Source organism: Pseudomonas sp. H1h, assembly GCF_000633255.1.
GTDB lineage: Bacteria > Pseudomonadota > Gammaproteobacteria > Pseudomonadales > Pseudomonadaceae > Aquipseudomonas.
Window position 1 is genome coordinate 482,237 of record NZ_AYMJ01000031.1, and the last position, 13,070, is coordinate 495,306.

Genomic DNA, 13,070 nt, shown 5'->3' on the forward strand with positions numbered 1-13,070 from the left:
GATGAATATGCCCGCAATCAAACCCGCTGCCATCAAGGCACCGGAACAAGCGAAAACCGCGCTCTCGGCCCTGTGGCGCCCGGCGCTGGTGCAAGCGTTCGTCAAGCTCGACCCACGCCAGCTGGTGCGCTCGCCCGTGATGCTGGTGGTCGAACTGACCGCGATCTTCACCACCGTGCTGTGCTTCATCCCGGACAACGTCGTGCCGACTTTCGTCGCTGCGCAGATTGCCCTGTGGCTGTGGTTCACCGTGCTGTTCGCCAACTTCGCCGAAGCCTTGGCCGAAGGTCGCGGCAAGGCCCGCGCCGACAGTCTCAAGGCGGGCAGCGAAGGCCTCAGCGCGCGGCGTAAAATGGCCAATGGCAGCTTCCAGGTGGTGCCCGCTGCCAACCTGCGCAAAGGTGATGTGGTGCGCGTCGAAGCGGGGGAGATGATCCCCGGTGACGGCGAGGTCATCGAAGGCATCGCGGCCGTCAACGAAGCGGCGATCACTGGCGAATCGGCGCCGGTGATTCGCGAGTCCGGGGGCGATCGTTCGGCGGTCACCGGCAACACGCGACTGGTGTCCGACTGGCTGTTGGTGAAGATCACCGCCAACCCGGGTGAATCGACCCTCGACCGCATGATTGCACTGGTCGAAGGCGCCAAACGCCAGAAGACCCCGAACGAAGTTGCGCTGGACATCCTGCTGATCGGTCTGACCCTTATTTTCCTGTTGGTGGTGGTGACCCTGCAGCCATTCGCCCATTTCGCCAACGGCAACCTGCCGCTGGTGTTCCTGGTGGCGCTGCTGGTCACGCTGATTCCAACCACCATCGGTGGCTTGCTGTCGGCGATTGGTATCGCCGGGATGGACCGTCTGGTGCGCCTGAATGTGATCGCCAAGTCCGGTCGCGCGGTGGAAGCGGCCGGTGACGTGCACGTGCTGCTGCTGGACAAGACCGGCACCATCACCTTCGGCAACCGTCGTTGCAGCGCGGTGTACGCCGCGCCTGGCGTCAATGGTCGCGAACTGGCCGAAGGCGCGTTGTTCGCTTCGCTGGCGGATGAAACCGCTGAAGGCAAATCCATCGTTGAATACCTGCGCGGTCTGCACCCACAGCCTGAGCCGACGCTGGACAGCCTGACCGCCGTGCCATTCAGTGCTGAAACCCGTTTGTCCGGTGTCGACTATCAGGGCCGCGTTTACCGCAAGGGTGCAGTGGATTCGCTGCTGGCCTTCCTCGGCCAACAACGTGCCGATCTGGCGCCTGCGCTGTCGCGGGAAATCGACAAGATCGCCCAGAGTGGCGGCACCCCGTTGCTGGTCTGCGCCGACGGCAAACTGCTCGGTGCGATCCACCTCAAGGACGTGGTCAAGCCGGGCATTCGCGAGCGGTTTGCCGAGCTGCGCAAACTGGGGATTCGCACCGTGATGGTCACCGGTGACAACCCGTTGACCGCAGCGGCCATCGCGGCAGAAGCAGGCGTCGATGACGTGCTCGCTGAAGCTACCCCTGAGAAAAAACTGGCACGCATTCGTCACGAACAGAACGACGGTCGTCTGGTCGCCATGTGCGGCGACGGTGCCAACGACGCACCAGCGCTGGCCCAGGCGGACGTCGGCATGGCGATGAACGACGGCACGCAAGCCGCACGCGAAGCGGCGAACATGGTCGACCTCGACAGCGACCCGACCAAGCTGCTGGACGTGGTGCAGATCGGCAAGGAATTGCTGGTGACCCGTGGCGCGCTGACGACCTTTTCCATCGCCAACGACGTCGCCAAATACTTCGCGATTCTGCCGGCACTGTTCGCCGCGATTTATCCGCAACTGGGCGTGCTGAACATCATGCACCTGACCAGTCCGCAGAGCGCGATTCTCTCGGCCATTGTTTTCAACGCCTTGATCATCGTAGTGCTGATTCCGCTGGCATTGCGTGGCGTGCGCGTGCAGGCGGCAAGTGCGGCGGCATTGCTGCGCCGCAACCTGCTGATCTACGGACTGGGCGGGATTCTGGTGCCGTTCGTGGGGATCAAGGCGATCGACATGCTGCTGACGGCGCTGCATCTGGTTTGAGACTGAAAGAGCCCCTCACCCTAAACCTTCTTCCTGGGGTAGAGGGGACCGACCGAGGTGTTTGCGGGAGCTGGATCGACCTGAAATACCGAGCCGAACTCAGGTCTTGAACAACACCAGGATCGGCTCCCTTTAACCTCTTCCCCTCGGGGGAGAGGGCTGGGGTGAGGGGGAAGAAGTCTCCCTGACACTCCACCCAAGTTGCCCAACGAATTCGAGGATTTTGCAATGTCCACAATGATACGTCCGGCCCTGAGCCTGCTGGTGCTGATGACCCTGATCACCGGCGTGGCCTACCCGCTGGTGGTAACCGGTGTTGCGCAGGTCGCTTTCCCTGAACAGGCCAACGGCAGTCTGGTCCACGACGCCGACGGCAAGGTGCGTGGCTCGGCGCTGATCGCCCAGGATTTCGTCGGTGATGCGTGGTTCCATCCACGTCCTTCGGCGGGTGCTTTTGCTACGGTTTCCAGCAGCGCCAGCAACCTGGCGCCGAGCAATCCGGCACTGGCCACCCGGGTGATCGACGACGCCAACAAGTTGCAGGTGCCCGGTCAGGGGCCAGTGCCATTGGCGTTGCTGACCACCTCCGGCAGCGGTCTCGATCCGCACTTGCCACCGGCGGCAATTGCCTATCAACTGGCGCGTGTCGCGGCAGCCCGCAACCTGCCGGTGTCGACCTTGCAGCAACTGCTCGATGCGCACATCGAACAGCCTCTGGTGGGGCCGCCGGTGGTGAATGTGCTGGAGCTGAACATGGCGCTCGAGAAACTGTAAATCTGCGGCACGGCCATTCGCGAGCAGGCTCGCTCCCACAGGAGAATGCATTCCAGAATGTGCGAGCGGGCTTGCTCGCGAAGAGGCCCGCACAGGTAACACATAAACATCTGACTGAAGAGATCAAGCATGAGTGACTCCGGCCGCGCCGACGCGTTGTTAGCAGACCTGCCCCGCGACGGCCGTGGCCGGCTGAAAGTCTTCCTCGGCGCCGCCCCCGGTGTCGGCAAGACTTACGCCATGCTCCAGGCCGCGCACACACAATTGCGCCAAGGCGTGAAAATCATCGCCGGCGTCGTCGAAACCCACGGCCGGGCCGAAACCGAAGCGTTGCTCGGCGGCTTGCCGCAGCAGCCGCTGGTGCGCTCGGAATACCGCGGTGTGATGCTCGAAGAAATGGACCTCGACGGCCTGCTCGCGGCCAAACCGAAGCTTGTGCTGGTGGATGAACTGGCGCACACCAACGCCCCCGGCAGCCGCCATGCCAAACGCTGGCAGGACATTCAGGAACTGCTCGCCGCCGGCATCGACGTGTACACCACGGTCAACGTCCAACACCTGGAAAGCCTCAACGATCAGGTGCGTGGCATCACCGGCGTGCTGGTGCGCGAAACCCTGCCGGACTGGGTGCTGCAGGAAGCCTACGAACTGCTGCTGATCGACCTGCCGCCGCGCGAGCTGCTTGAGCGTCTGCGCGAAGGCAAGGTCTACGTGCCGGAACAGGCGCGGGCGGCAATCGATGCGTTTTTCACTCAGACCAACCTCACCGCGTTGCGCGAACTGGCGATGCAAACGGCGGCGGCACAGGTCGATAACGATCTCGCGCAAGGCTATCGTCAACTCGGTCAGGCGGCCCCGGCGGTGCGCGGGCGTCTGCTGGTCGGCGTCGATGGCGATGCCCATGCCGAACGCCTGGTGCGTCACGCCAGTCGCGTGGCCCAGCGGCGGCATTTGCCGTGGAGCCTGGTGCACGTCGACAACGGCACGGTGCGCGATGAGCAATCGCGCCTGCGTCTGCAAAGCGCTCAGCAATTGGCTGAACGCCTCGGTGGCGAAGTGGTGCTGCTGCGTGCCGGTGAAGTGGCGAAGACCCTGATTCAACACGCCAGCGAACGCCGTGCGAGCCTGGTGCTGGTCGGCCAGTCGCGACCGAGCCTGCGTCGTCGCCTGTTCGGTGGTGGGCTTGCAGCACGCTTGTTGCGCCAGGCTCACGGACTGGAAATCAACGTTCTCGACAACGACCATGAACACCCTCAACCGCGCCTGCGGGTCACGCCGACGCTGGTCTGGTTCGACTATGCGCTGGCGCTGGCGGCCACGGTGTTGGCCAGTGCCCTGGCGTGGGCGGTGTCGAGTGTGTTGCCGCTGCCGAACATCTCGCTGGTGTTCCTCGCGGCGGTGTTGCTGGTGGCGGTGCGCAGCAGTCTGGGGCCGGCGCTGGCCTGCGCGGCGTTGTCGTTTCTGACTTACGATTTTCTGTTCATTCCACCGAATTTTTCCTTCGCCATTCAGCGCGAAGAAGATGTCCTGACCTTGCTGTTCTTCCTGCTGATGGCGGCGCTCACCGGCAATCTCGCGGCGCGCCAGCGGCGGCAGTTGCAGGCCCTGCGTGACACTCAGGAAGAGACCACAGAACTGCTCGATCTGTCGCGCAAACTGACTGCGGCGACCGACCGTCAGGCGGTGGTCAGCGCCGCCGCGCAACACCTCAATGGCTGGAGCGATCTGCAATTGTGCCTGCTCAATCGTGACGGCCAGGGTGGCTGGAAAGTCGAGACCGGCGGGCCGCTGGAATTTACCGAATCCGAACGTGCCGCCGCCGACTGGGCCTGGCAGCACGATCAACCGGCGGGCATGGGCACCGGCACGCTGCCATTCGGCCGCTGGTGGTGGTGGCCGCTGTCGGTGGAAGACGGGCCGCTGGCGCTGCTCGGGGTCTGCGCCAAAGAGGGCCAGACCTTGAGCGGCCAGCGCCGACGCCTGCTTACCGCGTTGAGTCAGCCACTCGCTCAGGCACTGGCCCGGGCGCAACTGGCGGACGATCTGGAAGCCGCGCGCCTGCACGGTGAAACCGAGCAATTGCGCAGTGCGCTGCTGGCCTCGGTGTCCCACGATCTGCGCACACCGCTGACCGCCATGCGCGGCAGCATCGATAGTTTGCTGGCGCTCGGCGAAGCCATTCCGCTGGAAGATCGCCGTGAGTTGCTCGAAGGCACTCGTGATGAGGCCGAACGCCTCGACCGCTACATCCAGAACCTGCTGGACATGACCCGTCTCGGCCACGGGGCGTTGAAGCTGGCGCGGGACTGGGTGGCGCCGGCCGACATTGTCGGCAGCTCGCTCAATCGCCTGCGTGCGGTGCTGGCGCCGTTGCAGGTCAGCACCGACGTGCCGGCCGAGTTGCCGCTGCTGTTCGTGCATGCGGCGCTGATCGAACAGGCGCTGGTCAATGTGCTGGAAAACGCTGCGCGTTTTTCGCCTGCCCATGGGCGTTTGCAATTGAGCGCCGGGGCGAGCGGTGAAGAGATTTTTTTCACGGTCAGCGATGAGGGGCCGGGGATTCCAGAAGATGAGCGGGCGAAGATTTTCGACATGTTCTACACCGCTGCCCGCGGTGATCGCGGCGGCCAGGGCACCGGTCTAGGGTTGGCGATCTGTCAGGGTATGGTGGGTGCGCATGGCGGGCGGATCAGCGTCGCCGACGGCATCGACGGGCGCGGCACCAGCATCACCCTGCATTTGCCGTTGCAGGCGCAACCGGGGATGGACAATGAAGCCTGAGCCCGGCTGCGCTACTCTCTTGCCAATCTTTTGCGTTGATGTGAATTCATGAGCCAGACCGCGACCATTTTGGTCATTGATGACGAACCGCAGATCCGTAAATTCCTGCGCATCAGCCTCTCCTCACAAGGCTACAAAGTGCTGGAAGCCGGCACCGGCGCCGAGGGCCTGGCCCAGGCCGCGTTGAACAAACCGGACTTGCTGGTGCTAGACCTCGGCCTGCCGGACATGGACGGCCAGCAGGTGCTGCGCGAATTTCGCGAATGGGCCACCGCGCCGGTGCTGGTGCTTTCGGTGCGGGCCAGCGAAGGGCAGAAAGTCCAGGCGCTGGATGGCGGCGCCAACGACTACGTGACCAAGCCGTTCGGCATTCAGGAGTTTCTCGCCCGGGTCCGCGCTTTGTTGCGCCAGGCACCGGCCGGCGAAGCGCAACAAGCGGCGTTGACGTTTGGCCCGTTGACGGTTGATCTGGCCTATCGGCGGGTGTTGCTCGATGGCGCCGAAGTGGCGCTGACCCGCAAGGAGTACGCGGTGCTGGCGCAACTGGCGCGGCACCCGGGGCGGGTGATCACCCAGCAGCAATTGCTCAAGGACATCTGGGGGCCGACGCATACCGAAGACAGTCACTACCTGCGGATTGTCGTCGGGCATTTGCGGCAGAAACTGGCGGATGATCCGACACGGCCGCGATTTATCGTGACTGAGGCGGGGGTTGGGTATCGGTTGTTGAGTGAGGGCAGCCTGTAGTTTTTGGGGTGTCTGGTCTCTTCGCGAGCAAGCCCGCTCCCACATTGGATCACCCAACCCCTGTGGGAGCGGGCTTGCTCGCGAAGAGGCCTGACAGGCTGCCGGGATTTCAGCCTTGTTCACTCTCATACCGGTCCAGCGTATCCCGCGCAATTTCGCGCCCCAGCGCGATCAGTTCCGGCGCCTTGTAGAACTCGAAAAACCGGCACACGCGCTTCGGCACGTTGATCAGAATGTCCGGCGGATAGCCGGCGATCTTGTACTGCGCCAGCGAGGTCTGCATCACCTCGAAACTCTGGTTGATCAGGTCCAGCAGTGACGCCGGCCCGACGTTGTCGATGATGAACGAACCGGTGGCGGATTTCGGTGCGCCTTCGCGTTCGGGTGCCGCCGCCGGCTGCTGGCTTTCCGGTTCGCTGCCTTCCAGCCAGGGGTTGATGTCCGCCGCTTCCGCGCGCAGGGCTTCCTGCTCGAGCAACAGCAACTGCTCGGCCTGTTTGCGCCGGAACGGCATCTTCGAACCCAGCGAGCTGAGCAGGCTGTCGAAGCGCGAGCGAAAGGCTGGCGGACGCTGGATCACCGGCAATTTGTAATGCCGCTGGTTGGTCGCGTTGAGGTTGACCGCGATGATCAGGTCGCAGTGGCTGGACACCACCGGCACGATCGGCAACGGGTTGAGAATGCCACCGTCCACCAGCATCCGGTTGCCTTGCATCACCGGGGTGAACAGGCTGGGAATCGCCGCCGAAGCGCGCATCGCCTGATGCAGACAGCCTTCCTGGAACCAGATTTCCTGCTGGTTGGTGAGGTCGGCGGCGACAGCGGTGTAGGGGATGCGCAGGTCCTCGATGTTGATCTCGCCGACGATCTTGCGGATCTGCCCGAAGACTTTTTCGCCACGGATCGCGCCGAGGCGGAAACTCACGTCCACCAGCCGCAGCACATCCAGATAGTCGAGGGATTCGATCCACGTGCGGTACTCGTCGAGTTTGCCCGCCGCATAGATCCCGCCGACCACCGCGCCCATCGAACAACCGGCAATGCAGGCAATGTCGTAACCGCGTCTTTCGATCTCCTCAATGACCCCGATATGGGCATAGCCCCGGGCGCCACCGGAGCCCAGCACCAGTGCGACACGCTTTTTCATCTGACTTCCTCCCGACAAGGTTCCACAATGCACCTATCCTGGGGCGGGCGACAATCGGCAGGGTCGTTCGGGGCGGCGGGGGCGTCGTTTTTTCGATACTCCGTGACCACTCGACGCTATCCTTGAGTCACCGCAGATTCATCGGGCGCCAAGGCACTTTTTCCTCGCCGCACCGTCTTAACTGCACGACTGTTGACCTATTTTGAGGTGTAAGTGATGAAAGCCTGGATCTGTGTGCCGTTGATCGCGCTGGCATTGGCCGGTTGCGCGGGCAAGACTGCTTATCGTGACAGCTGTGGCACTCAGCTTGATGCGGCGTGGCATGAACTGGACCTGGCCAAGGCCGAAGGTTTCGCCGGTACGGTCAGCTATTCCAAGGCGCTGTCGTTGCTGACGGCCGCCAAGACCCAGCAGCAATTCGAAGGCTTCGAGGGCTGCAGCAATAAGGCCGAGAAAGCCCGTTTCTATATTCGCGAATCCCGCGCCGGCCGCTAAGCTGCTGACTTGACGCAAGGATGCGGCTGCCTTCCTGAGGCAGACTGGTCCTTCAAGCCATTTGAATCAGGAGCAAGTGATGTCTGCGTTGGTGGATCGGTTGGTGGCTCATGTCCTGAGCCTGGAAGTGCGGCTGCTGGCGTGTCAGGCGCGCTTGACCGCGCGCACCGACCCCGAAGCGCTGCATGACTTGCGCACCACGGTGCGGCGCTTGCGCAGCCTGCTGCGGCCATTGCGCGGCTTGCCCGGTGTCGAGCAATTGGAAGTGGCGGCGTCAGCGGTGGGGCAGGTGACCACGCCGTGGCGTGATCGCGAGGTGCTGGCGGCGTATCTGCTCAAGCATGATCAACCGCAAGCGGCGCAGCGACGCATGGCGCAAATGGCCGAAGCCTATCCGGCATTGGCAGCAAGTACGGAAGTGGCTTCGCTGCTGATCATCCTCGACGCCTTCCCGCGATTCCTGCGTGCGTCTGAACGTCAGGGTCTGCTCAAGGGGCTGGCCACGCGCATCGAAAAACGCCTGCACAAACAATGGAAAAAACTCGACGAGGCCCTGCGCGATCCGGCCCACGATCGGCATCGCTTGCGCTTGTTGATCAAGCGCGTGCGCTATGGCATCGAAGCGTATCCGGAGCTGGATCGCTTGCCTGCGGCGGCGCTGGCGCGATTGAAGTCTGCACAAGGCGCGCTGGGCGACTGGCACGATTGCTGGCAGTGGCTGGCGCGGGCCGAGCAGGAAAGCGATCTGCAACCGTGCGTTGCGACCTGGCAGGCGGGCCTGATCAAGGCTGAAGCCAAGGCGGATCGAGTGCTCGAAAAACTCAGCACTGCCTGCTTCAAATCCTGATCCTCCATAGAACCCCTGTGGGAGCGGGCTTGCTCGCGAAAGCGGAATATCAGTCACCGATGTGTCTGCTGATCTACCGCTTTCGCGAGCAAGCTCGCTCCCACCTTCGAATATCTCCTTGGCCTTAAGGCCTTTCTGTCAGTCCATTTGACCGGAATAGACGCTGCGGCGCTCTGCCATGCTGGTTAAGATCGCTGCATACACTTTTCGCTTTCCGAGGTTGTCATGCGCTTTTCCGATCTGCTCGATGCGGTCCGCCGCGATCCAGAACTGACCGTTCCCGCCGAGTGGGGCCAGGGTCGGGCCAGTTTTGGTGGCCTGGTAGCGGCGCTGCAATATGAAGCCATGCGCGCGAAGGTCCCCGCAGATCGTCCGGTGCGCTCTTTGGCTATTACCTTCGTCGGCCCGGTGGAGCCGGAAGTCCCGGTGCGTTTTGAAGTCGATGTGCTGCGCGAAGGCAAGGCGGTCAGTCAGGTGCTGGGGCGTGCGATGCAGAACGGGCAGGTGGTGACGATCGTGCAAGGCAGCTTTGGTGCTTCCAGACCTTCGGAAGTGGCCGTTGCAGCTTATCCGGCGGCCGAAATGAACCATTGGGATGAATGCCAGGAGCTGCCCTACATCAAGGGTGTGACCCCGGAGTTCATGCGTCACCTGTCGATGCGCTGGAGTGTCGGCGGCATGCCGTTCACCGGCAACAAATCGCGGCAAATGGGCGGTTGGGTGCGGTTGCGTGGAGACGTCAAGGAAGAGCCGGTCAATGAAGCGCATCTGCTGGCGCTAGTAGATGCATGGCCGCCGGCACTGTTGCCGTACCTGAAAAAACCGGCACCGGGCAGCACGTTGACCTGGACCATTGAATTCGTTCAGCCGCTACGCGACTTGAGCACGCTGGACTGGTGCAAATACCTGGCTGACATCGAGTACGCCGCCGACGGCTACGGCCATGTCGCCGCGAAACTGTGGAGCGCGGAAGGAGAGTTGATCGCCATGAGTCGACAGACCGTGACGATTTTTGCCTGAGTCAATGCCGACGATGGCGCTCACGCCAGGCGCGCCACCAGCCGCCGCTGAGGAAAAACCGCGGAAAGGTCAGGAACTGTTCGACCAGCAAGCGTGACATTGCATCTTTGCGGTCACTGAACGGCTCGGAGGCTTGCGCCTCCAGGCTGTGGCCGTGGCGCTGCAGACCCAGCGCCGCGACGATACCGATCACGCCGATGGCGACGCTGGCCAGGCTCAGGCTGAACACCCCGGACACGATCAACAGAAACGCGACGATGAACAACGGCACTGCAATCAGGTGCAACACCAGATTGGTCGGGTGCTGGTGATTGTTCGGGTACGCGCGCCATTGCCACGCGGGAAGATTGGGGTGACGTTTGCCCATGTTGGTTACTCCTCGATCCATGTTGAACACATGATTGAAGAATAGGCCGGGGCGGGTAGGGCGGCGAATCAAGGTTGGCTATTGCGGTGATAGGCGTCATCGCCGGATTTGATGTTGGCCCGGCTGACGCCTTCGCGAGCAAGCCCGCACAGCAGATTTGTGTACGCCGCAGATCCCCTGTGGAAGCGGGCTTGCTCGCGAAGCGGCCGTCAGAGTTTCAACTGACCGATGGCCTTGCTCAACTCTCCGGCCAACGTCGCCAGCTCATTACTGGTGGTCGCCGAATCCACGGTCTGCTGCACCGTGTTCTCGGTCACATCACGAATGCTCACCACTGCCCGATTCATCTCTTCCGCTACCTGACTCTGCTGCTCGGCCGCCACCGCAATCTGGGTGTTGCTCTCACGCATCTGCGCCACGGCGCCGGTGATTTCCGCCAGCGCCTCGCCAGCCTCCTGCGCCTGTTGCACGCAGTCGTCGGCCTTGTACGAGCTCTCCTGCATGAAGTCCACCGCATCGCGGGTGCCGGCCTGCAACGCCGAGACCATGGTGGTGATTTCATCGGTGGAGGTCTGCACGCGTTTTGCCAGATTGCGCACCTCGTCGGCGACCACGGCAAAACCGCGGCCCATCTCGCCGGCCCGGGCGGCTTCGATGGCGGCATTCAGTGCCAGCAGGTTGGTCTGCTCGGCGATGCTGTGAATCACGCTGACCACGCCGTTGATCTTCTGGCTGTCTTCGGCCAGGCGCTGGATCATCTCTGCGGTCTGCTGCACGCCGCTGGAAAGTCCGGCAATCGATTGCTGCACCCGACTGACCACTTGCTGGCCGCTGCCCGCGAGGCCATCGGCGGTCTGCGACAGATCGCGGGTGGCGCCGGCATGCTGGGCAATGTGATAAACCGTGGCGGTCATTTCGTTGATCGCGGTGGCGGCCTGATCGGTTTCGCTCTGCTGGCCGAGCATGCCGTGGCGCACCTCGTTCATGCTCGCCGCCAGGCGTGCAGCACCGACGTCGAGTTGCCGCGCAGTGTTGGCGACCGTCGTGACCACGCGCTGATAACCGGCCTGCATCGCGTTGAACGCATTGGCCATCTGTCCGACTTCATCCTTGCAGGCCAACGGTACGCGGGCCGAGAGGTCACCGCTTTTCTCGACATGCAGCATCACGTCCTTCAGCGTGTTGAGCTGGCTGAGCAGGAAGCGGATCAGCAACTGCGACGCGCAGAGCATCGCGAACATCAGGATGAACACCGCCACCGCGTAGTTGGCAAAACGCTCGCTGAACACTTGCGCCAGGCTTGGACCATAGGCGATGACTGCGACCTGTTGGCCATCGGCGCGGCTGAATACTTCAGCGCCCATCAATGGGTTGTCGCCGAACAGCGGCAGGTGATTGATTGCGTTCCAGCCGTTGCTGTCGCTGATTTCCAGTACGGGTTGATCGTTGAGGCGCGGCGCTTCCCCGCGTTTGAAGGTCAGCACCTGGTCAGCCTTGGGCAAGGCCTGTCCGGTCGGCCAGGCCTTGAGCAATTGTGCCTGGGCCTGAGCGGATGCTTGTGAGGCGTGGCTGCGGGCCTGTTGCTCCAGTTGCACGGCGTACAGCACCAGCAGCAGGGTGGTGACAAAGGCGACCGCGTTGACCGCCCAGAATTTGTATTTCAGCGAGATATTGCTAAGCCAGGCACCCATGGAGGTCTTCTCTGATAGCGGAAACAGTTTCGGCAAGGTGCCAGCATTGTGCCGCTACGCAGATATAGACGTCTTGATATGAGTCAACAGACCGCACTCTCCCCTGTGGGAGCGAGCCTGCTCGCGAAGAGGCCGTGTCAGTCGACATCGTTGCTGTCTGAACCATTGCTTTCGCGACCAGGCTCGCTCCCACAGAGAAATTCTGGGGGGTCAGGGGAGGGTGGGCAGGTTGAAGAACGCACGGGCGCACGCCGTGGTGTGTGCCGCCAGGTCGTCCTCGCTCTCGCCGCGATGCAGCGCTACCTCGCGCAGTACTTCGCTCAGATACGCCGGCTCATTGCGGCCGTTTTTCGGCTTCGGTCGCAGAGTGCGCGGCAGCAGGTACGGCGCGTCGCTTTCGAGCATCAGCCGTCCGCGCTTGATCTCCTTGACCAGCGGGTGCAGATGGGTGCCCCGGCGCTCGTCGCAAATCCAGCCGGTGATGCCGATGTGCAGGTCCAGATCCAGATAGCTGAACAGGGCTTTTTGTTCGCCGGTAAAGCAGTGCACCACGGCAGCGGGCAACTGATCGCGGAAGTCCCGGAGCATTTCCAGCAGGAGCTGACTGGCATCACGCTCGTGCAGGAACACCGGCAGTTGCAGTTCTGCGGCCAGTGCCAGGTGTTCTTCCAGCACTTTTTCCTGTTGCGGGCGCGGCGAGAAATCGCGGTTGAAATCCAGCCCGCATTCACCCACGGCGACCACGTTTTGCTCTTGCAGCAGGCTGCGCAAACGACGTGCGCTGTCAGCGTTCCAATCACTGGCCGAATGCGGGTGAATGCCGGCGGTGGCGAACAGTCGTTGCCCGCTGTCATCCAGTTGCTGGCACAGTTCCAGCGCCTGCTCGCTACCCTCGACGCTGGTGCCGGTCAGCACCAGTTGGCAGACCCCGGCGGCGTAGGCGCGGTCGAGCACGGCCTGATGTTTTTCGGCGAAACTTGGGTTGGTCAGGTTGACGCCGATATCGATGAGTTGCATGGTTCTACCTCGGGCCGAAGGCCGGAAAGCATACCAGAGCTGTAGATTTATAAGAAAAGCCAAGAACTACAAAGAGTTATAGCTGTCTTTTGATGCCGTGACGCAGCCCGGGTTGGCAGAAGTGC

11 protein-coding genes are annotated in these 13,070 nt (G+C 62.7%); 7 read left to right on the plus strand and 4 right to left on the minus strand.

The features are described 5' to 3' along the window. The first annotated feature begins 1 nt into the window (after position 1). From kdpB to U862_RS0126210, 4 genes are all read left to right on the plus strand, one after another. On the plus strand, positions 2 to 2,059 hold the full coding sequence (kdpB, locus tag U862_RS0126195; RefSeq protein ID WP_025113112.1) for a potassium-transporting ATPase subunit KdpB: 2,058 nt from the start codon (positions 2 to 4) through the stop codon (positions 2,057 to 2,059). A gap of 228 nt (positions 2,060 to 2,287) precedes the next feature. Further along, the gene (gene kdpC, locus U862_RS0126200; RefSeq protein WP_025113113.1) at positions 2,288 to 2,833 is read left to right on the plus strand and encodes a potassium-transporting ATPase subunit KdpC; all 546 of its coding nucleotides are present in this window, start codon (positions 2,288 to 2,290) and stop codon (positions 2,831 to 2,833) included. Positions 2,834 to 2,962: 129 nt separating this feature from the next. Next, positions 2,963 to 5,614, plus strand: coding sequence for a sensor histidine kinase KdpD (locus U862_RS0126205; RefSeq protein WP_025113114.1), 2,652 nt, complete (start codon positions 2,963 to 2,965; stop codon positions 5,612 to 5,614). 48 nt (positions 5,615 to 5,662) lie between these two features. Further along, the gene (locus U862_RS0126210) at positions 5,663 to 6,361 is read left to right on the plus strand and encodes a response regulator (RefSeq protein ID WP_025113115.1); all 699 of its coding nucleotides are present in this window, start codon (positions 5,663 to 5,665) and stop codon (positions 6,359 to 6,361) included. Between the two features lie 109 nt (positions 6,362 to 6,470). Here the strand turns inward: U862_RS0126210 and U862_RS0126215 are convergent, their stop codons facing one another. Next, entirely contained in the window at positions 6,471 to 7,508 is a 1,038-nt protein-coding gene (locus tag U862_RS0126215; RefSeq protein WP_025113116.1) for a patatin-like phospholipase family protein, read from the minus strand. Between the two features lie 216 nt (positions 7,509 to 7,724). Here U862_RS0126215 and U862_RS0126220 point away from each other — a divergent pair, with 216 nt between their 5' ends. The 3 genes from U862_RS0126220 to U862_RS0126230 all read left to right on the plus strand — a co-directional run bounded on the left by U862_RS0126220 (position 7,725) and on the right by U862_RS0126230 (position 9,870). Then, a complete protein-coding gene (locus tag U862_RS0126220) occupies positions 7,725 to 8,003 on the plus strand; it encodes a hypothetical protein (RefSeq protein ID WP_025113117.1) in 279 nt (92 codons plus the stop codon). A 79-nt stretch (positions 8,004 to 8,082) separates the two neighbouring features. Continuing rightward, entirely contained in the window at positions 8,083 to 8,850 is a 768-nt protein-coding gene (locus U862_RS0126225) for a CHAD domain-containing protein (RefSeq protein ID WP_025113118.1), read from the plus strand. 225 nt (positions 8,851 to 9,075) lie between these two features. After that, a complete protein-coding gene (locus U862_RS0126230) occupies positions 9,076 to 9,870 on the plus strand; it encodes an acyl-CoA thioesterase II (protein WP_025113119.1) in 795 nt (264 codons plus the stop codon). A 1-nt stretch (position 9,871) separates the two neighbouring features. On the opposite strand, the gene U862_RS0126235 is transcribed toward U862_RS0126230, so the two are convergent. The 3 genes from U862_RS0126235 to U862_RS0126245 all read right to left on the minus strand — a co-directional run bounded on the left by U862_RS0126235 (position 9,872) and on the right by U862_RS0126245 (position 12,945). Then, entirely contained in the window at positions 9,872 to 10,237 is a 366-nt protein-coding gene (locus U862_RS0126235) for an Mpo1-like protein (protein ID WP_025113120.1), read from the minus strand. Between the two features lie 209 nt (positions 10,238 to 10,446). After that, positions 10,447 to 11,928, minus strand: a complete 1,482-nt coding sequence (locus U862_RS0126240; RefSeq protein WP_025113121.1) for a methyl-accepting chemotaxis protein — start codon at positions 11,926 to 11,928, stop codon at positions 10,447 to 10,449. A gap of 210 nt (positions 11,929 to 12,138) precedes the next feature. Further along, a complete protein-coding gene (locus tag U862_RS0126245; protein WP_025113122.1) occupies positions 12,139 to 12,945 on the minus strand; it encodes a TatD family hydrolase in 807 nt (268 codons plus the stop codon). Between the last annotated feature and the right edge of the window lie 125 nt (positions 12,946 to 13,070).

Excerpts from the sequence above, each read along its gene's own strand:
- kdpB (WP_025113112.1), top strand. The coding sequence starts at position 2 with ATGAATATGCCCGCAATCAAACCCGCTGCCATCAAGGCACCGGAACAA.
- kdpC (WP_025113113.1), top strand. The coding sequence starts at position 2,288 with ATGTCCACAATGATACGTCCGGCCCTGAGCCTGCTGGTGCTGATGACC.
- U862_RS0126205 (WP_025113114.1), top strand. The coding sequence starts at position 2,963 with ATGAGTGACTCCGGCCGCGCCGACGCGTTGTTAGCAGACCTGCCCCGC.
- U862_RS0126210 (WP_025113115.1), top strand. The coding sequence starts at position 5,663 with ATGAGCCAGACCGCGACCATTTTGGTCATTGATGACGAACCGCAGATC.
- U862_RS0126215 (WP_025113116.1), bottom strand. The coding sequence starts at position 7,508 with ATGAAAAAGCGTGTCGCACTGGTGCTGGGCTCCGGTGGCGCCCGGGGC.
- U862_RS0126220 (WP_025113117.1), top strand. The coding sequence starts at position 7,725 with ATGAAAGCCTGGATCTGTGTGCCGTTGATCGCGCTGGCATTGGCCGGT.
- U862_RS0126225 (WP_025113118.1), top strand. The coding sequence starts at position 8,083 with ATGTCTGCGTTGGTGGATCGGTTGGTGGCTCATGTCCTGAGCCTGGAA.
- U862_RS0126230 (WP_025113119.1), top strand. The coding sequence starts at position 9,076 with ATGCGCTTTTCCGATCTGCTCGATGCGGTCCGCCGCGATCCAGAACTG.
- U862_RS0126235 (WP_025113120.1), bottom strand. The coding sequence starts at position 10,237 with ATGGGCAAACGTCACCCCAATCTTCCCGCGTGGCAATGGCGCGCGTAC.
- U862_RS0126240 (WP_025113121.1), bottom strand. The coding sequence starts at position 11,928 with ATGGGTGCCTGGCTTAGCAATATCTCGCTGAAATACAAATTCTGGGCG.
- U862_RS0126245 (WP_025113122.1), bottom strand. The coding sequence starts at position 12,945 with ATGCAACTCATCGATATCGGCGTCAACCTGACCAACCCAAGTTTCGCC.